General features: G+C 64.6%; 14 protein-coding genes. 10 read left to right on the top strand and 4 right to left on the bottom strand.

The annotated features are described in order from the left end of the window. Positions 1–294: 294 nt before the first annotated feature. Positions 295–1,305, bottom strand: a complete 1,011-nt coding sequence (locus tag NHH88_05115) for a LacI family DNA-binding transcriptional regulator (GenBank protein ID USX15182.1) — start codon at positions 1,303–1,305, stop codon at positions 295–297. A gap of 7 nt (positions 1,306–1,312) precedes the next feature. Further along, entirely contained in the window at positions 1,313–2,137 is an 825-nt protein-coding gene (locus NHH88_05110; GenBank protein ID USX15181.1) for a polysaccharide deacetylase family protein, read from the bottom strand. 245 nt (positions 2,138–2,382) lie between these two features. On the opposite strand from NHH88_05110, the gene NHH88_05105 reads away from it, so the two are divergent. The 7 genes from NHH88_05105 to NHH88_05075 all read left to right on the top strand — a co-directional run bounded on the left by NHH88_05105 (position 2,383) and on the right by NHH88_05075 (position 13,529). Then, positions 2,383–5,397, top strand: a complete 3,015-nt coding sequence (locus tag NHH88_05105; protein USX15180.1) for a TonB-dependent receptor — start codon at positions 2,383–2,385, stop codon at positions 5,395–5,397. 197 nt (positions 5,398–5,594) lie between these two features. Then, positions 5,595–7,142 (top strand): tryptophan 7-halogenase, encoded by a 1,548-nt coding sequence (locus NHH88_05100; protein ID USX15179.1) that lies wholly within the window; start codon positions 5,595–5,597, stop codon positions 7,140–7,142. A 19-nt stretch (positions 7,143–7,161) separates the two neighbouring features. Next, positions 7,162–7,872 (top strand): SapC family protein, encoded by a 711-nt coding sequence (locus tag NHH88_05095; GenBank protein ID USX15178.1) that lies wholly within the window; start codon positions 7,162–7,164, stop codon positions 7,870–7,872. Continuing rightward, the gene (locus NHH88_05090; protein USX15177.1) at positions 7,865–8,881 is read left to right on the top strand and encodes a cupin-like domain-containing protein; all 1,017 of its coding nucleotides are present in this window, start codon (positions 7,865–7,867) and stop codon (positions 8,879–8,881) included. Before NHH88_05095 ends, NHH88_05090 begins: the two co-directional genes overlap by 8 nt. 12 nt (positions 8,882–8,893) lie before the next feature. After that, positions 8,894–10,429, top strand: coding sequence for a tryptophan 7-halogenase (locus NHH88_05085; protein USX15176.1), 1,536 nt, complete (start codon positions 8,894–8,896; stop codon positions 10,427–10,429). Between the two features lie 128 nt (positions 10,430–10,557). After that, complete coding sequence (locus NHH88_05080; GenBank protein USX15175.1) at positions 10,558–10,848, top strand: PsiF family protein; 291 nt, start codon at positions 10,558–10,560, stop codon at positions 10,846–10,848. Between the two features lie 110 nt (positions 10,849–10,958). After that, entirely contained in the window at positions 10,959–13,529 is a 2,571-nt protein-coding gene (locus NHH88_05075; protein USX15174.1) for a chemotaxis protein CheW, read from the top strand. Between the two features lie 22 nt (positions 13,530–13,551). On the opposite strand, the gene NHH88_05070 is transcribed toward NHH88_05075, so the two are convergent. Together NHH88_05070 and NHH88_05065 are read right to left on the bottom strand one after the other, a co-directional pair. Beyond that, the gene (locus tag NHH88_05070; GenBank protein USX15173.1) at positions 13,552–14,865 is read right to left on the bottom strand and encodes an MFS transporter; all 1,314 of its coding nucleotides are present in this window, start codon (positions 14,863–14,865) and stop codon (positions 13,552–13,554) included. 21 nt (positions 14,866–14,886) lie between these two features. Continuing rightward, entirely contained in the window at positions 14,887–15,627 is a 741-nt protein-coding gene (locus tag NHH88_05065; GenBank protein ID USX17269.1) for a substrate-binding domain-containing protein, read from the bottom strand. 128 nt (positions 15,628–15,755) lie between these two features. Here NHH88_05065 and NHH88_05060 point away from each other — a divergent pair, with 128 nt between their 5' ends. The 3 genes from NHH88_05060 to NHH88_05050 all read left to right on the top strand — a co-directional run bounded on the left by NHH88_05060 (position 15,756) and on the right by NHH88_05050 (position 19,456). After that, positions 15,756–16,691, top strand: a complete 936-nt coding sequence (locus tag NHH88_05060) for a LysR family transcriptional regulator (protein ID USX15172.1) — start codon at positions 15,756–15,758, stop codon at positions 16,689–16,691. Positions 16,692–16,816: 125 nt separating this feature from the next. Continuing rightward, complete coding sequence (locus NHH88_05055) at positions 16,817–17,473, top strand: DUF2807 domain-containing protein (GenBank protein USX15171.1); 657 nt, start codon at positions 16,817–16,819, stop codon at positions 17,471–17,473. Between the two features lie 102 nt (positions 17,474–17,575). Continuing rightward, positions 17,576–19,456 carry an EAL domain-containing protein gene (locus tag NHH88_05050; GenBank protein USX15170.1) on the top strand — a complete coding sequence of 627 codons (1,881 nt, stop codon included), beginning with the start codon at positions 17,576–17,578 and terminating at the stop codon, positions 19,454–19,456.

Below are 19,456 nucleotides of genomic sequence, written 5' to 3'. Positions count from 1 at the left end.
ACATGCGCTCTCGGGGAGGCAATCCGGGGTACGAGTCAGTTCGACCGATCACGTTAGGGTCGGGGTCCGCTAGGCCGCCGCGAAATTTCTCGATCTCGTTGCGCTGCCTTCCACCCAAGATTTTGCCTTCTTTCATCATCCGGGGCGACGACCCACGACATGCCCGTTAGGGCGGATTAGCGAAGCGTAATCGGCCATGCATGCGCCGTCGTCGGCTCATCGATGGCCGATTACGGCGTTCCGCCTAATCCGCCCTACGTGTCTCCAGAAAACGCATCCCTCCCACAACACTGACTAGCCGCCCGCCTTCGCCAGCGAAGCCCGCAAAGTCATCGTCACCGGATACTGATGCGTCACCGGCCGCTCCAAATCATAACAACCGTTCAGCAGCGCATTGATCCCGTTCTGCGTCATCTCGCGCCACGGCATGTGTACCGTCGTCAGGCGCGGCGCCGAGAACTCCGCGCTCGGCGTATCGTCATACCCGATCACCGACAGCTCGCTCGGCACATGAATGCCCGCCTCCTGGAAATACGACAGCGCTCCGACCGCCATCTCGTCATTGGCGCAGAACATCGCCGTGCAGGCATGGCCCGACTCCATCAGCTCCTTGGCCGCCGACCACCCGCCGGCCGGCGAAAAATCGCGCTCGACCAGCCACACCTTGCCGGTGTCGATGCCATGGGCCGCCAGCTCGTACATGAAAGCGTCGATACGCACCACGTTATCCGGCAAGCTCGACGGCCCGGACACCACGGCGATCCGGCGATGCCCATGCTCGAGCAAGGTGCGCGCCGCCATCTTGCCGCCCAGCTGATGGTCGACCGTGAAACACTGCCCGGCGATGCTGTCGAAATAATGATTGAGCAGCACCACCTGATGCTGCTTGGCGCCGAGCGCGGCGATGTCCTCCTCCAGCAGCACATTGGTCATCAGGATCAAGCCGTCGCAACCGCGCTCGATGAGGAACTCGATGCCTTCGATCGCCTGCTGGCGCGCGCCGCCCAGGCCGACGCCGAACGCCACCACCATGTGCAGCCCGGCCGTGCGCAACTCGGTGTCGATGATCTGCAGGATGGGCGTGTAGAACGTCCCGCTCAGCACGGGGATGTAGACGCCGATCATGCGGCTGCTGCCCGACAGCAGCGAGCGCGCCGCGTGCGACGGCCGGAAGCCGAGCTCCTCGATCGCCGCCCGCACCTTGGCCACGGTCGCCGGCGATACCGACCCCTTGCCGCTGACCACCCGCGAAGCGGTCCCCAGTCCCACGCCGGCGAGCCGGGCTACGTCTTTGATGGTGGCCACGGCTTCGTCACTTTTTCTTTTTTACGTAAGTCATGATGTTCAGGAAGGTGTCGGTCCAATAGGTCTTCCGGTTCTCGGCCAGGTAGCGCACCAACTCCTCGTGCGCCTCGGCCGTGGTCACCAGATAGTCGCCGCCGATGCCGTGGAAGGTGAAGTTGACCATCGTCCCCCGCTCGGCCGCCTCGCGCACCAGCGCGATCAACTCCTTGCCGCTCAAACCCTCCGGCGCCAGCACCGTCACCGCGTACGGATCGAGGCCGCCCATCGACGGCGTCACCGCCTGCCCGCCGGTGGTCTTCATGGCGACGAACTCGCCTGCGATGGCCGGCAGGTAGCTGGCGCGGCCTCCCGGGGCGAGCGCCATGGTATCGCCGCAGGGCACCGTGTAGGTGCGCTCGCGCCGGCCGTCGATGGCGGCCAGCATCGTATTGCCCACCAGGACTTGCGCGGCCATCTGCGCCACGCTCATGGTGTCGAGATCGCGCTCCGGCCGTACCCACTCATGCCCGGGCGCCTTGCCCGAGCACTGGTGGAACAGGCTGTGGTTGCCCAGCTCGTGGCCACGTGCCGCCGCAGCCCGCCACGCCGCCATGCGCCGCCCGACCGACCCGGCGGACAACTCCAGGTAGAAGCTGGCCTTCAGGCCATACTTGTCCAAAGTCGGCAAGGCGGTGTCGAGCTGCGAGTCGAGCGAGTCGTCGTAGGACAGGCTGACGGCGGCGCGGGCGCCGTGGGGCCAGCGGAATGCCGCCTCCGCAGCTCCCTGCGCCTGCGCCGCCGGCTGGGCCAGCAAAAGCGCCGCCGCCAACGCTGAAAATATCCGTATCGTCATGCAAAGTGTCTCATTTTGGAAACGTTCCCATATGGTGCACGCCTTGATTTGCCCTGTCAACGAAAACCTCCGGCGTTTACCCGCGATACCAAATTGACTTTAAAAAACGAACGATGCTATATTTGCCAGCATCGAATGGAAACCTTTCCAAGATTGTTGGAATATTGGTTGGAATCGTGGCGAAGGTTGGCGATGGTAGGCAGCAGGGCAACGCGAGAGCGGTTTATAAAAACAGAGGAGACAACATGCATTATCCAAAGACACGACAAAAACTCATGACCCTGGCCGTGGCCGGCGCGTTCATGGCCACAGCCACGGCCCTGCCGGCCTTCGCGCAAACCCAGGCGGCCGTCCAGGCGGCGCCGGTCGAGATGGCCGGCGAGGCGCCGGTGGTGCAAAGCGTGGTGGTGACGGGCATGCGCCAGGCGCTGATCTCGTCGATGAACCTGAAGCGCAATTCCGACGGCGTGGTCGACGGCATCGTCGCCGAGGACATCGGCAAGTTCCCCGACACCAACCTGGCCGAGTCGCTGCAGCGCATCTCCGGGGTCTCGATCGACCGCTCAATCGGCGAAGGCTCGAAGATCACCGTGCGCGGCGTCGGCCCCGACTTCAACATGGTGCTGCTCAACGGCCGCCAGATGCCGACCTCCAACCTGGGCGACCTGAACGGGCGCGCCTTCGACTTCGCCAACCTGGCGTCGGAGGCGATCTCGCAGCTGCAAGTGTATAAAACCAGCCGCGCCGACACCCCGACCGGCGGCATCGGCGCCACCGTCAACGTGATGACGGCGCGCCCGCTCGACCGCCCCGGCCTGCATGCCAGCTTCGGCGTCAAGGGCGTCTACGACACCTCGAACGACAACCTGCCGGCCGACGTCAAGGCCAGCAACTCGACCACGCCCGAGCTGTCCGGCATCTACAGCAATACCTTCGCCGACGGCAAGTTCGGCATCGCGATCACCGGCAGCTACCAGGAACGCAACCTCGGCTACAACTCGGCCGCCGTCTCCAGCGGCTGGCACGGCCCGGTGCGCGGCGACGAGAACAGCTGGGGTTCGATCCCGCAACCGGGCGCCGCCGGCTCGGAGAACATCACCAACCGTCCCGGCCCCAACGACGTCTACATGGTGCCGCAGAACCTGAACTACAACTTCAACGGCGTCAAACGCCAGCGCACCAACGGCCAATTGACGCTGCAATTCAAGCCGGTCAAGGAACTGGTCACGACCTTGGACTACACCTACTCGGAAAACAAGATACAGACCAAGCGCAACGACATCAGCGCCTGGTTCAACTTCGGCCCGTCGGCCAGCTCGTGGACCAAGGGTCCGGTGTCGAGCCCGCTGAGCTACACCGAGATCATTCCGCGCAACGCCAACGATCCGTCCATCGGCACCTCGGACGTGGCCATGGGCGGCGCCGACTTCGCCACCAGGACGCAAAACAAATCGCTCGGCTTCAACGCCGTCTGGAAGCCGACCACCGACCTGCGCCTCGAGCTCGACGCGCACCGCTCGTCGGCCACCTCCGGCGCCGACAGCCCCTTCGGTTCGAGCAACACGCTCGGCACGGCCAGCTTCAGCCGCGGCACCACCACGGCCGACTTCAGCCAGGACTTCCCGGTGCTGAGCATGGAAGGCGTGGACTTCGCCAAGGCCGGCCAGCAGGTCACCGGCTCGAACTTCACCAATTCGTACATGCGCGGCGAGGTCGAGCAGACCCAGGTCAAGGGCGCGTGGAAAGTGTTCGACGCCTCCGAACTGAAATTCGGCGCCGGCGCCACCAAGGTCGACAACCGCTCGGCCTTCTCCAACAACCAGCGCGACACCTGGGGCGGCGCCACCAAGCCGGCCGACTATCCGAGCAGCGTCTGGCACAAGGACACGATCCGCCAGTACTTCGACAAGATCGACGGCAGCGACAATCCGGCGCTGTTCAACCAGTTCTACACCTTCAACTTCGCCCAGGTGCGCCAGTTGGCGGCCACCGCCTCCGGCCTGCCGGCGCTGTACCTGCCGAAGACCACCTTCGACAACGACTCGCGCGTCGAGGAAAAATCGAAGTCGGCCTACATCCAGTTCAACACCGACTGGGACACGCCGATGCCGATCCGCACCGCGCTCGGCGTGCGCTACGAGAAGACCGACGTGGTCTCGACCGCGCTGGTGCCGGCCGCCACCAGCATCAGCTGGGTGTCGCAGAACGAATTGCCGGTCGCCTTCGGCGCGCCGACCTTCACCACCCTGACCGGCAAGTACCACAACATCCTGCCGAGCCTGGACTCCGACATCGAGCTGACGCCGACCCAGAAGCTGCGCCTGAGCTACGGCCACAGCATCGGCCGCCCGCGCTACGACCAGATCCAGGGCGGCACCACCCTCAACTCATTGGCGCGGGTCGACGGCGGCACCGGCAACCAGGGCAATCCGGCGCTGAAACCGGTCAAGTCGAAGAACCTGGACCTGTCCTACGAGTGGTACTACGGCCAGCAGAACTTCTTCTCGCTGGGCTACTTCCGCAAGGACTTGACCAACTACGCCGGCCAGTCGACCTTCAACGCCACGCCGTTCAACCTGCATACGCCGGTCGGCGGCGCGCTGTGGAACCAGGCGCTGGCCAACGGTTGCGCGACGGCCGACACCACCTGCATCCGCAACTACATCTTCCGCAACCACCCGACCGCCCCCGGCGTGACGCGCGGACCGGACGACGCCGGCACCGGCAACGCCACCGGCACCATCGTCGGCCAGCCGAGCGATCCGATCGCCAACTTCAAGATCAACTCCTTCGCCAACCAGAAGAAGGCCAGCCTGGACGGCATCGAGGTGAACCTGCAGCACATGTTCGGCAGCAGCGGCTTCGGCATCTCGACCAACTACACCTATGTGAATTCGGGGCTGAAGTACGACAACGCCAGGCTGGGCGAACAGTTCGCGCTGGTGGGGCTGAGCAACTCGTCCAACGTCGTCGGCATTTTCGAAAACGACAAGTGGACCGCGCGCCTGGCCTACAACTGGCGCGGCGAGTTCCTGTCGTCGACCTTCGACTCCTACGGACCGAACCCGCAGTACACCGAGTCGTACGGCCAGATCGACCTGAGTGTTGGCTATAACTACAACAAAAACATCAGCCTGCAATTCGAGGTGATCAACGCCGGCAACTCGATCCAGCGGGTGCACGGGCGCACCAAACAGGCGGTGGAATCGGTCACCCAGGCCGGGCCACGCTACATGCTGGGAGCCCGCTACAAGTTCTAAGTACCGCACCTTCCACCCCGCATGCCTCAGCGATACGCCAGCGCCGCCGCTTAGGGGTCGTACCCGGTTGGGTACGACCCCGCATGGGGGTGCGGGTTTGCCTATGATGTAGTGTAATTACAACCTTGGAAGGAAAAGGCCGCTGCCCGTCAGCGGCCTTGTCGGTTATACTTTCTGCAATGATCTGGGACGTTCCAATGGCCAATGACTTGATCCGCCGGATAGTGATAGTGGGAGGTGGCTCGGCCGGTTGGCTGACCGCCGGCCTGATCGCGGCCGAACACCGCGCGACCTCCCCTTCGGGGCTGCAGGTCACCCTGATCGAATCGCCCGACGTCGCACCGATCGGCGTCGGCGAAGGCACCTGGCCGAGCATGCGCGACACCTTGCGCCGCATCGGCGTGTCCGAATCCGACTTTTTCCGCGAATGCGACGCCTCGTTCAAGCAGGGCTCGCGCTTCAACCGCTGGTGCACCGGCGCCGACGACGACTATTACTTCCACCCGTTCGTGTTGCCGCAAGGCTACGGCGAAGCGAACATGCCGGAACACTGGCTGGCCCAGCATCCCGATGTACCGTTCGCCGACCTGGTCAGCTACCAGCCGCACCTGTGTGCGCGCGGCAAGGCGCCCAAGCAGGCCGCCACGCCGGAATTCGCCGCCGTCGCCAATTACGGCTACCACCTGGACGCCGGCAAGTTCGGCCTGTTCCTGCGCAAGCACTGCCTGGAAAACCTGGGCGTGCGCTACGTGCCGGACCACGTGACCAGCATCCATTCCGCTGCCAACGGCGACATCGCCTCCTTGCAAACGCAGCGCCATGGCGCCCTTGAAGGCGACCTGTTCATCGACTGCACCGGCATGCAATCGCTGCTGCTGGGCAAGCACTACGACATCGAGTTCATCTCGCAAAAGCACGTGCTGTACAACGACTCGGCGCTGGCGGTGCAAATCCCCTACCCCGCCGACAATTATCCGATCTCCTCGCAAACCTCGTCGACCGCGCAAAGCGCCGGCTGGATCTGGGACATCGGCCTGCCGACCCGGCGCGGCGTCGGCCACGTCTACTCGGGCGCGCACATCGGCGACGACCAGGCCGAAGCGGAATTGCGCGCCTATATCGCGGCCACCTGCGGCCCGGCGGACATCCCGTCGCCGCGCAAGCTGACCTTCGACCCCGGCTACCGCGCCAAATTCTGGCATCGCAACTGCGTCGCCATCGGCCTGTCGGCCGGCTTCATCGAACCGCTGGAGGCGTCTGCCCTGGCGCTGGTGGAAATGTCGGCCGCCATGGTCAGCGACGACATGCCGGCCACGCGCGCGGAGATGGACATCGTCGCCAAACGCTTCAACGAACACTTCACCTACCGCTGGGAGCGGGTGATCGATTTCCTCAAGCTGCACTACGTGCTGAGCAAGCGCCGCGACAGCGCCTACTGGCGCGATAACACGGAAGCCGAACGTGTGCCGGAGCGGCTGGGCGAGCTGCTGACCTTGTGGCGCCACCGCGCGCCGTCGCGCAGCGACTTCAACCGCATCGAGGAAGTGTTCCCGTCGGCCAGCTACCAGTACATCTTGTACGGCATGGGTGGCAGCACCGAATTCACCAAGCAACATCCGCACGAAGCGGCGATGGCCGACGGCTATTTCCGCGAAGCGGCCAACCTGACACAGAAGATGCTGGACGCACTTCCCACCAACCGCGAGCTGATAGAGCACATCAAACGCCACGGCCTCCGCACATAATTATCATTCGAGACAAGTCATGCCCAAACCAGTATTACTCAACAACGTCGAACACAAAAACCTGCGCGTGATCACCCGGCGCGGCGCGCGCTTCGGCGACGCGCAGATGGCGGCGCCCACCTTCCCCGCCGAATTCCGCAACATCCAGGCGTGCTACCCGATCGTCTTCCGTCAGACCACCGACGGCGCGGGCTTCGAGCCGATCGCGCTGCTCGGCTTCCAGGAGGGCGAGAACCTGTTCCTGCAGGGCGACCGCTGGGACGCGGTCTACATCCCGATGCTGGTCGAGCGCCAGCCCTTCCTGATCGGCATGGGCGGCCCCGATGGCCAGGACATGTCGATACACATCGATATCGAGAACCCGCGCGTCAGCGACAGTGAGGGCGAGGAAGTCTTCAAGCCACACGGCGGCACCACCGATTACCTGGAGCGCGTCAACTCGCTGCTGGCGGCGATCCACAACGGCATGCAGGACATGCCGCTGTTCCTGGCCACCCTGGTGGAGCACGAACTGCTGGAAAGCTTCGTGCTCGATGTGGGCCTGGACGACGGTTCGCAAAACCGCCTGGCCGGCTTCTACACGATCAACGAGGACCGCCTGGCCGGCTTGAGCGGAGACGTCATCGCCAAGCTGCACGCGGGCGGCCACCTGCACGCCATCTACATGGTGCTCGCATCGCTGTCGAACTTCCGCGCGCTGATCGACCGCAAGAACGCGCTCCATGCCTAAAGCGATACGCGAGATCGCCGGCATCGGCCCGAAAGAGCTGACCGACGACATCCTGACCGCCACGCAGCCCATCGTGCTGCGCGGCGTCGCCGCCGGCTGGCCGATGGTGCGGGCGGCGCGCGAATCGCACGACCAGGGCGACGCCTACCTTCGCCGTTTCTACGGCGACGCCGCCACCGGCGCCACCGTCGGCGCGATGCTGGGCCCACCGGAGGCCGAGGGCCGCTTCTTCTACAACGAGGATATGAGCGGCTTCAATTTCTACCCGGTGCACGCCAAGCTGACCGGCGTGCTCGATGAAATCCGCGTCAAGCGCGACATGGAACGGCCGCCGACCGTGTACGTGGGCTCGACCAGCGTCGAGACCTGCCTGCCCGGCTTCCGCGAACACAACGACCTCGATCTGGGTGGCCGCGACGCCTTGATGAGCATCTGGATCGGCAACCGCACCCGCATCGCCGCGCACTACGACGTGCCGGATAACCTGGCGGTGGTGGCGGCGGGGCACCGGCGCTTCATGCTGTTCCCGCCGGAGCAGTTGAAGAACCTGTATATCGGCCCGCTCGACTTCACGCCGGCCGGCCAGGCCATCAGCCTGGTGGACATGCTGAAGCCGGACTTCGGCAAATTCCCGCGCTACGCCGAGGCGCTGGAGCATGCGCAAAGCGCGGTGCTCGGACCGGGCGACGCGATCTTCATCCCCAGCATGTGGTGGCACCACATCGAAGCGCTGGACGCCTTCAATGTGCTGGTCAACTACTGGTGGCAGCGCACGCCGGAATTCATGGACACGCCGACCAACGCCCTGATGACGGCCTTCCTGACGATGCGCGGGCTGCCGCCGGAACAACGCAAGGCGTGGCAGGAAGTCTTCCGCCACTACATATTCGAAGCCGACGAAGAAACGGCAGAACACATTCCCGAAGCGGCCCGCCACGTGCTGGCGCCGCTGACGGCAGACGGCGCGCGCGCGTTGCGCGCCCAAATACTAAAAAAGCTGAACCGCTAAGGAGACCGGCAAATGCAAGACCAAAACAAAGAGTCGAACAATCGACAAGCGGTGCGCCGCGTCGTCATCTGCGGCGGCGGCACCGCCGGCTGGATGGTCGCCGCCGGCATCGCCAAGGTGCTGGGCAAGCGCCTCGACATCAAACTGATCGAGTCCGATGAAATCGGCACGGTCGGCGTGGGCGAGGCCACCATCCCGACGCTGATGAACTTCCACAACCTGCTCGAGATCAACGAGCAGGAATTCATGGCCGAGACCCAGGCCACCTTCAAGCTGGGCATCTCCTTCGAGGAATGGCGCAACGTCAAGGAGAACTACATCCACTCCTTCGGCTTCACCGGCGTGGACCACTGGACTGCGGGCTTCCAGCACTTCTGGCACAAGGGTGTCGAGCGCGGGCTGGCCAGCGACTACGGCGACTACTGCCTGGAACTCAAAGCCTCGCTGGAGCACCGCTTCGCGCACCTGCCCAACAACGGCATGAACTACGCCTACCACCTGGACGCGAGCCGCTACGCCAAATACCTGCGCCGCCTGAGCGAACCGCGCGGCGTGCAGCGCATCGAGGGCAAGATCGTCCGCTACACCAAACATGAGGAAGGCGAAAGGCGTGGCGACGTGCGCTCCATTGTGCTCGAATCGGGTCAGGAGATCGAAGGCGACTTGTTCATCGACTGCACCGGCTTCCGCGGGCTGCTGATCGGCGACGCGATGGAGGAACCGATGGAGGACTGGTCGCAATGGCTGTTCTGCGACCGCGCCATCGCCGTGCAAACCGAGTCGGTCGACGACGCCATTCCGCTGACGCGCTCCATGGCGCACCAGGCGGGCTGGCAGTGGCGCATCCCGCTGCAGCACCGCGTCGGCAACGGCATTGTCTATTCGAGCCGCTACCTGGACGACGACACGGCGCGCAAGCAGCTGCTGGCCAACGTCGAAGGCCGCACCTTGATTGAACCGCGCGTGATCAAGTTCAAGCCGTGCCAGCGCAAGCAAACCTGGAAAGGCAACGTGGTCGCCATCGGCTTATCGAGCGGCTTCCTCGAACCGATCGAATCGACCAGCATCCACCTGATCCAGCGCAGCGTGGTGCGGTTGATGCAGATGTTCCCGTCGGACGGCGTGCGCGAAACCGACATCGCCGAATACAACGCCCAGTGCAACCACGAGATCGAGCACATTCGCGACTTCATCATCCTGCACTACCACGTCAACAACCGCACCGACTCGCAGTTCTGGATCGACTGCCGCGAGATGAGCATTCCGAACTCGCTCAAGCACCGTCTCGACCTGTTCCGCGAAACGGGCCGCGTATTCCGAGTCCCGAACGAACTGTTCGCCGAAAACTCGTGGATCCAGGTGATGCTAGGCCAGGGCATCATGCCCCGGTCGCACCATCAAACGGCGGACCTGATGGGCGACGAAGAGCTCAAGCAATTCCTCGGCAACATCAAATCCCAGGTCGACCGCACGGTGGTGCAGTTGCCGACGCACCAGGCCTACGTCCAACGCTACTGCGGCCGCGCCGAATCGCCCAAAGCCGCCTAAAAGCTGGAGATTACCGAGCCGTAATCTGACTGGCGCCAGGAAACTGTCCTGGCGCCAGCAACTTCAGTTATAGTCCTCATGTGGCCACGGGCCCGACCATTCGCATTTCGACCGCAGAGGAAACCATGATGAAAAAACTGTTCGTTGCCAGCCTGATCCTGTCGCTGAGCGGCGCGGTGTTTGCCGCCGAGCCGACAGCCCAGCAAAGCAAGATGAAAACCTGTAACGCCGATGCGACCGGAAAAAAAGGCGATGAGCGCAAGGCATTCATGAAGGAATGCCTGAGCGCCAAGCCCGCAGCGCCGGAAGCAAAGCTCACGCAGCAAGACAAGATGAAAAAATGTAATGCCGACGCCACCGGGAAAAAAGGCGACGAGCGCAAGGCATTCATGAAAACATGCCTCAGTAACAAGGCCTGATAGTCATATCAAACGCCATCCACACCGGATGGCGTTTTTTTTGTGCTTACTCTTGCCTATCTGGCATAAAAATTGCTGCGGAAATACTTTTTTTGTGTCGAACCCAAGATATGAAAACGCCACCCGCCGCCAGCTCCGACACCTTTTTGCCCTATATGCCGGACGTCGCCCGCTGCGAGCTGTCGCTGCGCGAGCTGAATCAAATGTGGCAGCTGATCGAGTCGTCGGCCAAGATGAACTGCCCGGCCGAGGCGCGCTTGCTGCTGCCGGCGATGGTGGCCACGCGCACCGGTTTCGCGCAGCTGGAACGGGCGCTGATCGCCAATCTGGTGCAGGAAAAGGTGCGCCACGTGCTGGCCGACCTGGGTACCCAGGCGCGCTACGCGATCGATATCCTGGTCCGCAACCTGTTCGAACGCACCGCCGATGTCGGATTCCTGGCCACCGACGTCGATCTGTGCCGCTTCGTCGCCGGCATCGATGACGATGATGAGGGTGACGGCGGCCTCGAAGCGGCCCGCCAGCGCCTGTCCGACTACCGCGACAAATACACCGTCTACGACGAGATCGTGCTGCTGGACCTGGACGGGCGCGTGCTGGTGCAGGCCGATCCCGCCACCCCGGTAACCCACAGCCGCGATCCGCTGCTGGCCGAAACGCTGGCCGCTTCCGGCTATGTGGAGACCTTCCGCGCCACCGACCTGCGGCCCGGCAAAGCGCGCGCGCTGGTGTATTCGCACCGCATGTCGCACCCGGACAGCGGCGAGCCGGCCGGCGTGCTGTGCCTGTGCTTCAATTTCGACCAGGAGATGGATGCCATCTTCGCGTCCTACCGCGATCCGTCGCAGCGCGCCAACATGCTGCTGCTCGACGCGCAAGACCGCGTCATCAGCAGCGCCGATCCGCTGTGGATACCGGCCGGCGTCAAGGTGCCGACCAACGTCGACGGCCTGCCCCACCTGCTGATGTTCGGCGGCCGCGAATACCTGGTGCGCACCTTCCGCTCCGACGGCTACCAGGGCTATCCCGGCCCGTCCGGCTGGAAAGGACAGTTGATGATGCCCGTCGATCTGGCCTTCCGAAACACTGGCGCCGATGCGCTGGGCGGCGTCGATCCGGAGTTGATCGAAGGCCTGCTGTCGCACGCGCAGGCCTTCAGCCCAACCCTCCATGATTTAATGACTGCGGTGACGCGCACCACCCGCACGATCGAACGCATCGTCTGGAACGGCAAGGTCACCAGCGCCGCCAACGATCTGGTGGACAGCCACGGACAACACGGCGGCAACGTCAACAGGCTCAATACCGTGCTCGATCAGATCACCGAGACGGGAGGCCGCAGCGACGCGATCTTTTCCCGCTCGATCCAGGACCTGTACCAGACCGTGCTCACCGCCAGCATCAGCGAGGCCGAACTGACCTCGCGGCTATTGGTCGATATGTTGGACCGCAATCTGTACGAACGCGCCAACGATTGCCGCTGGTGGGCGCTGACGCCGCAACTGCGGCGCGGCCTGGCCTATCCGTCGGCGGAACAAACCACCGCGATGAGCGAAGTCCTCGCCTACATCAACAGCCTGTACACCGTCTACGCGCGCCTGTTCGTCTACGATCGCGCCGGCCGCATCGTCGCCAGCACCGGCGAAAGCCAAGACGTCCCAACCAGCATCGGCACCCATATCGATGGCGCCACCCTGGGCCGCGTTTGCGCGCTGCGCAGCGAACTTGATCACTATGCCGAGCCGTTCGCGCCATCGGCCTTGTACGGCGGAGAGCCAACCTTCATTTATCACGCGGCGATCCGCCACCCGGAGCAGACGTCCACGGTGGTCGGCGGCATCGGCATCGTGTTCGATTCGCGTCCCGAGCTGCTCAACATGCTGCATAGCGGCGTCGCCGGACGCCGGAACATGCACGCCTTCTTCATCACGCCGGAACGCCGCATCCTGTCGTCCACCGACCCGGCCTGCGCGCCCGGCGATACCCTGGCGCTGGACGCCGGCCTGCTGGCGGCGGCCGAGAACGGCGACGGCGCCAGCGTCGCGCGGATCATGCTGCATGGCGGCCAATATGTGATCGCCGCGTGCACGCGCGCCTCGGGATATCGCGAGTTCCGTGCCGGCCCGAATGCGGACATCGAGCAACCGGTGCTGTCGGTGCTGATCGAGTCGTTCGGCCCCGTGCGCGACAAATCGGCGATGCCTGTACCGCCCGCGCGGATCGAGCGCCGCAGCGACACCGGCCCGGACTTCGCCATCTTCCATGTCGGGCGCACCTTGATGGCGCTGAAGGCGGCGCGGATACAGGAAGCCGTACCCTTCGCCAAAGTGAATAAGGCGGCGGGCAACAACCCGGCGCGCCTCGGCATGCTGGACGTGCCGCTGGCCGGCGGTCAAAAACATTTTGTGTGGGTGTTCGATCTGGCGTTGCTGGCGACCGGCAAAGCCGGTGTCGTCACCGACAACAGCCAGGTGATGCTGGTGCACCTTGGCGACAGCACCATCGGCCTGCTGGTCGACGATCTGCATTCGGTGCAGCAGTTCGACGCCGCCGACATGACCGAGTTGCCGCTGGGGGCTGGCGAGTCGACCTTGGCGCCGCGCCTGATCAAGGCCAACCAGGGCAATCTGCTGATACAGGAGATCGATATCGAGCGCCTGTTCGCGCGCCTGCGCACCTGACGGCGGCAGGCGCTGCCTCTTTTTACGCGGCCATGCTTCGGGCCGGGGCGTCGGCGCCCTGCAGGCGCTGGCGACGGTACAGGATCAACGTCGCGCACAGGCCGCAGGCGGCGGCGAACGTCATCCACCAACCCGGCGCGCTCTTGTCGCCGGTGTATTCGATCAAGCCCGTGGCGATCGCCGGCGTGAAGCCGCCGAACACCGCCGTCGCCAGGCTGTAGGCCAGCGAGAAGCCGACCGTGCGTACTTCGACCGGCATCACCTCGGTCAGCGCCACCACCATGGCGCCGTTGTAGCTGGCGTACAGGAAGGACAGCCACAGTTCCACTTCCAGCATGTGGGCGAAGCTTGGGGAATTCACCAGCCAGTGCAGCGCCGGATACGCGGTCAATATCGCCAGCGCCGAGAAGCACAGCAACAGCGGACGGCGGCCGACGCGGTCCGACAAGGCGCCCATCACCGGCAGCCAAATGAAGTTGGACACTCCGACGCACAGGGTGACGATCAACGCCGCGCTGGTGGTCAGGTGCAGCACGCTCTTGCCGAAGGTCGGCGTGTAGACGGTGATCAGGTAGAACGACACGGTGGTCATCGCCACCAGCATCATGCCGGAAATGACCAGCGCCCAGTTGTTCATCATCGAGCGGAAGATCTCCTTGACCTCGGGGCGGTGCTTGCGGGCCTTGAACTCCTCGGTTTCCTGCAACGAGCGGCGGATCGCGAACAACACGGGCACGATCATGCAGCCGACGAAGAACGGAATGCGCCAGCCCCACTCGCCCACCTGGGCTGGTGTCAGCCACTTGTTCAAGCCGTAGCCCAGCGCGGCGGCGGCCACCACGGCGACCTGCTGGCTGGCCGACTGCCAGCTGACGAAGAAGCCCTTGCGACCCGGCGTCGCCATCTCGGCCAGGTAAACGGACACGCCGCCCAGTTCCACGCCGGCCGAGAAGCCCTGCAGCAGGCGGCCTGTGAGTACCAGCAGCGGCGCCGCATAACCGATGGTGGCGTAGCCCGGCACCAACGCGATCAGCAAGGTGCCCATCGCCATCAACGCCAGGGTGACGATCAAGCCCTTGCGGCGGCCGACGCGGTCGACATAGGCGCCGAGGAAGATGGCGCCCAGTGGCCGCATCAGGAAGCCGGCACCGAAGGTCATGAAGGTCATCATCAACGACGCCAGCTCGTCGCCGGCCGGGAAGAAGGCGTTGGCGATGGCGGTGGCGTAGAACCCGAACAGGAAGAAGTCGAACATCTCCATGAAATTTCCGCTGACGACGCGGAAAACGGTGCCGGGACGGGATTGCGCGTTTTTTTCTAAAGCGGTGGATGTCATGTGGTCCTCGATGCGGTGCGGTTACTTTGGATCGAGTCCGCTGGCGCGGACCTCGTCACGGGCGGCGGCGGAAGCCAGATAGGCGATCAGCTCCCGGCCCCCGCCGGGATGGCGCGCCTTGACCGGAACGCCGGCGGCAAACACGGTGACCTTTTGCAGCGATTCGGGCAGGCGTCCGGCCAGCACGACGCCGGGAACGGGCAGCAGTTCGCTGACCTGCTGGAAGCCGATCTCGATCTCGCCGCTGGCCACCAGGGCGGCCACCGGTGTCTTCTCGATCATACGCGCTTTGGATTTGACTTGCTTGACGATACCGAGCTTGTCGAACAGCTCACGTTCGATATAAACGCCGCTGGCGCTGTCGGAGTAGCCGATCGAGCGCGCCGCGAGCATCACCTGTTTGAGTTTTTCCGGCGTGGAGATATCGGGCAGCTGCGCGCCGGCGCGCACCACCATGCCGATGCGCGAATCGGCCAGCTCGGTGCGGCTGGCCGGGTCGACCACGCCCTGCTCGATCAAGTCGTCCAGCGCGTAGGCCACCATGATGACGACATCGGCTGGCTCGCCGCTCGCCAGGCGGTTGGGGATCGCCTGCGGGGACTTGCCCATCGACGGGCCCCATGCGGTATTGAGCGTGTGGCCGGAGGCGGCTTCGAATTTTTTTTGTAACGCTTTGTAGGCGGCGGTGAAACCGCCGGAATTCATGACGTCGAGCTGCTCGGCGCCGGCCGCGCCGGAGAACAGCGCGCAGCCCAGTAGCAGGGCCGATAAAAAGCGGGTGAACACGGTGCCGTCTCCATTCTTTTAAGGATTTGCGCTCATTATCGGAAGCGCGATTGATAAAGTAAAATGTTCATTTCCTATCCATTGATCACTCTGAGGCATCAATCATGAACCAGCTGCGATTCGACTTGTCCGACCTGCAGGCGATGGTGGCGGTGGTCGAACAAGGCGGCTTCCGGGCGGCGGCGCAATCGCTCAACCTGTCGCAGCCGGCGCTGTCGCGCCGCGTCGCCAAGCTGGAACAGGCGCTCGACGCACGGCTGTTCGAGCGCACCACGCGGCGCGTGAGCCTGACCCTGGTGGGACGCGAGTTTTTCGACAAGGCGGTAGAGATCCTCAACGGCGTCGAGGCGTCGCTGCACAATATCAGCGGCATCTCGCTGCGCCACTACGGCGAGGTGGCGGTGGCCTGCGTGCCGTCGGTGGCGCACCACATGCTGCCGCCGGTGCTGCGGCGCTTCCACGCCGAATTCCCGAAGATCCGCATCCGCGTGATCGACGAGGGTTCGGCCGAGGTGCTTAGCCACGTGGTGCGCGGCGGCTGCGATTTCGGCGTCAACTTCCTCGGCGCCCAGGAGCCGGGTATCGTCTTCGAGCCCATATTGCAGGAGCGCTTCGTGCTGGCCTGCCCGCCCGACCATCCGCTGGCGCGCAAGCGCGCGGTGGACTGGGACGACATCGGCGGCCATCCCTACATGACGGTGGCGCAGACCAGCGGCAACCGCCTGCTGCTGGACCGCGCGCGGCGCCCGGCCGACCAGCGCGTGCCCGGCTTCATCGAAGTGCAGCACGTGTCGACGTTGCTGGAGATGGTCAAGGCGGGTCTGGGCGTGGCCGTGGTGCCGCGACTGGCGATGCGCGACGGCGACGGCCTGCGCGCCGTGCCGCTGAAAAACCAGGACTTGAACCGCACCCTGGGCGTCATCCGGCGCGGCGGCCATGTGCTGTCGCCGGGCGCCCAGCGGCTGGTGGAACTGCTCAAGCAATCGCTGTCGAAGCGCCCCGCCGGCGGCCGGGCGGCGGCCAGCCAGGGCAAAACGTAGCCGCAGCGCAACACATCGCCACTTTTTTGCAGTTCGTCGCAAAGTTGTCGGCCACGGTGGCGAAGTTCAGTAAAATCAACGTTATCAAAATAAGTAACCATTGAACAAACCATCAAGGATTCACCATGCGCCGCACCGCTTCCGCCGTCCTGACCACCGCCCTCCTCGGCGCCCTGACCTCCACCTTGTACGCGGTGAGCGCCCCGGCGCTGGCGGCGGAATCGACCCGCGCGCTGCCGCCGTTCATCGCCGTCAACGCCAAGGGCGCGTTTGCGATGACGGTCGAAGCGGGCAAGACGCAGTCGGTGGTGGTGCGCGGCGACGACAAGTTCGTCGCCGACCTCAAGACAACGGTGGTCGACAACGAACTGCAGATCTCCATGCCCGATAAGAGCTACGAGGGCTCCAACGGCAATCCGCGCATCGTCATCACCGTGCCGACCCTGAGCCGGGTGAAGGTCGAAGGCGCCGGCGAAACCATCATCAGCAAGGTCAATACCGACCGCCTGGACATCGGCTACCTGGGTGCCGGCCAACTGGTCGCCAGCGGCAAGGTCAAATACCTGCGCCTGAACGCCAAGGGTGTGGGCCAGGTCGACACCAAGGCGCTGCACGCGGAACGGGTCGATGTCAACTTCGAAGGCGTGGGCAGCGTCAGCGTCTACGCCAGCGACCTGCTCAACGCCGTGGCCAAGGGCATGGGCTCCCTGAACTACTACGGCAAGCCGAAAACGGTCAACAAGTCGGTGTCGGGCATCGGCAGCGTCAACTCCAGGGACTAAACCGGGCCGGCCGGCCCGGTGACACGGGTGGCGATTGCGGGTACTATCAGAAGAACAATAACAGGGTCGCCATCAACGCAACGCACCGGGGGAAACGTGGCCGTGCCGAACGACATAGCGCACTGGCGCGCGCGGATTTTCGCCAGGCTGCTGCTGATCGTGTTCCTGCTTGGACTGGCCACGGCCGTCCCCAGCATGCTGCTCGCCGCCAGCGAGGGCATGTGGTCCATCGTCGTCGTCGACGTCATCGCGCTGTCGTGGATCGGCGCCGTCCTGCTGCTGCGCGAGGTGGCCTACAACATCCGGGTGTATAACTTCCTGGCCGTCGCCTTCGTGGTCGGCGTCGGCCTGCTGCTCAAGATCGGACCGGTCAGCCAGATCTACCTGTTGGCCATCCCGGTGCTCGCCGCGCTGCTGCTCGGACTGCGCCCGGCGCTGTGGATGCTGCTGCTGGCCGGACTGGCGGTGATGGTGCTCGGTTACGAGGAGAACGCCAAGGTGGAGATCGAGGGCATGCCCGACCACGCCTTCCTCAAGTCGGCCATCATCTCGATCAATTTCATGTTCATCGCGGCGGTGCTGACGCTGTCGTGCGCGGTGCTGCTGCAGCAACTGGCGCGCTCGTTCGACGAACTGCGCGCCGGCGCCGATTCGCTGGAGCGGCTGGCCTTCTTCGACGTGCTCACCGGCCTGCCCAACCGCCGTCTGCTGATGGACCGCATCGACACGCTGCTGGCCAGCTCCGCGCGCAGCGCCACCTTCAGCGCGGTGATGTTCGTCGATCTCGATCGCTTCAAAACCATCAACGACGCGCGCGGTCACGCCATCGGCGACGCGCTGCTGTGCAAGGCGGCCGGTCGCCTGAGCCAGTTGGTGCGCAAGGCCGACACCGTGGCGCGCATCGGCGGCGACGAATTCGTCGTGGTGCTGGCGCACCTGGCCGATGACCTTGAGAGCGCCACCCACGCCGCGCGCACGGTGGCCGAAAAGGTCCGCGTCACCATCGGCGAGGAGTTCGAGATCGAGGGCCAGCGATACACGTCGACCGCCAGCATCGGCGTGACGATGCTGCCCAAATCCCTCAACGGCGGGCAGGAACAGAACGCGCACGACCTGCTGCGCGAGGCCGATACGGCGATGTACCGCGCCAAGGCCGAGGGCCGCAACGGCATCGCCTTCTTCGAGATGGCGATGCAGACCGCGGTCGAACACCGCCTGTCGATGGAGCGCGACCTGGCCGCCGCGCTGGCCGGGGGCGACCTGCGCATGCACGTGCAGCCGCAGGTCGACCGCGACGGCCGCGCCATCGGCGGCGAGCTGCTGATGCGCTGGCCGCTGGCCGGCGGCGCGATGGTGCCGCCGTCCGTCTTCATCCCGGTGGCCGAGGAGTCGGGACTGATCCTGGCGCTGGGCGCCTGGGCGCTGCGCCAGGCCTGCGAGGCGGTGCTGCTGCTGGAGCGCGCCGGCGTGTCGATACCGCTGTCGGTCAACGTCAGTCCCAGCCAGTTCCGCCAACCGGATTTCGTCGCGCTGGTGCAGCGCACCCTGGCCGAGACCGGGGCGCCCGCCGAGCGACTGATACTGGAGGTGACGGAAGGGCTGTTGATCGATAAGCTGGATGACACCGTCGCGCGCATGCATCAACTGGCGGCGCTGGGACTGCGCTTTTCGATCGACGATTTCGGCACCGGCTATTCCAGCCTGGCCTACCTGAAAAAAATGCCGCTGTATGAGCTCAAGATAGACCGCAGCTTCATCATCGACGCGCCGGACGACGGCAGCAGCGCGGCGCTGGTGCAATCGATCCTGGCGATGGCCGGCCATCTGGGGCTGCACGTGGTGGCCGAAGGCGTGGAGACACGGGCGCAGGCCGATTTCCTGATCGGCCATGGCTGCCCGTGTTTACAGGGTTATCTGTACGGGCGGCCGATGCCGCTGGCGGCGATGATCGAACAATTGACCAACAATGCCGCCGCCGCGTAA

It is taken from the genome of Oxalobacteraceae bacterium OTU3CAMAD1, assembly GCA_024123915.1.
Lineage (GTDB): Bacteria > Pseudomonadota > Gammaproteobacteria > Burkholderiales > Burkholderiaceae_D > Rugamonas.
Note: the sequence above shows the minus strand (reverse complement) of the source record. Positions and strands in the feature narration are given on the sequence as shown.

Excerpts from the sequence above, each read along its gene's own strand:
- NHH88_05070 (USX15173.1), bottom strand. The coding sequence starts at position 14,865 with ATGACATCCACCGCTTTAGAAAAAAACGCGCAATCCCGTCCCGGCACC.
- NHH88_05110 (USX15181.1), bottom strand. The coding sequence starts at position 2,137 with ATGACGATACGGATATTTTCAGCGTTGGCGGCGGCGCTTTTGCTGGCC.
- NHH88_05090 (USX15177.1), top strand. The coding sequence starts at position 7,865 with ATGCCTAAAGCGATACGCGAGATCGCCGGCATCGGCCCGAAAGAGCTG.
- NHH88_05105 (USX15180.1), top strand. The coding sequence starts at position 2,383 with ATGCATTATCCAAAGACACGACAAAAACTCATGACCCTGGCCGTGGCC.
- NHH88_05075 (USX15174.1), top strand. The coding sequence starts at position 10,959 with ATGAAAACGCCACCCGCCGCCAGCTCCGACACCTTTTTGCCCTATATG.
- NHH88_05095 (USX15178.1), top strand. The coding sequence starts at position 7,162 with ATGCCCAAACCAGTATTACTCAACAACGTCGAACACAAAAACCTGCGC.
- NHH88_05060 (USX15172.1), top strand. The coding sequence starts at position 15,756 with ATGAACCAGCTGCGATTCGACTTGTCCGACCTGCAGGCGATGGTGGCG.
- NHH88_05085 (USX15176.1), top strand. The coding sequence starts at position 8,894 with ATGCAAGACCAAAACAAAGAGTCGAACAATCGACAAGCGGTGCGCCGC.
- NHH88_05100 (USX15179.1), top strand. The coding sequence starts at position 5,595 with ATGGCCAATGACTTGATCCGCCGGATAGTGATAGTGGGAGGTGGCTCG.
- NHH88_05055 (USX15171.1), top strand. The coding sequence starts at position 16,817 with ATGCGCCGCACCGCTTCCGCCGTCCTGACCACCGCCCTCCTCGGCGCC.
- NHH88_05080 (USX15175.1), top strand. The coding sequence starts at position 10,558 with ATGAAAAAACTGTTCGTTGCCAGCCTGATCCTGTCGCTGAGCGGCGCG.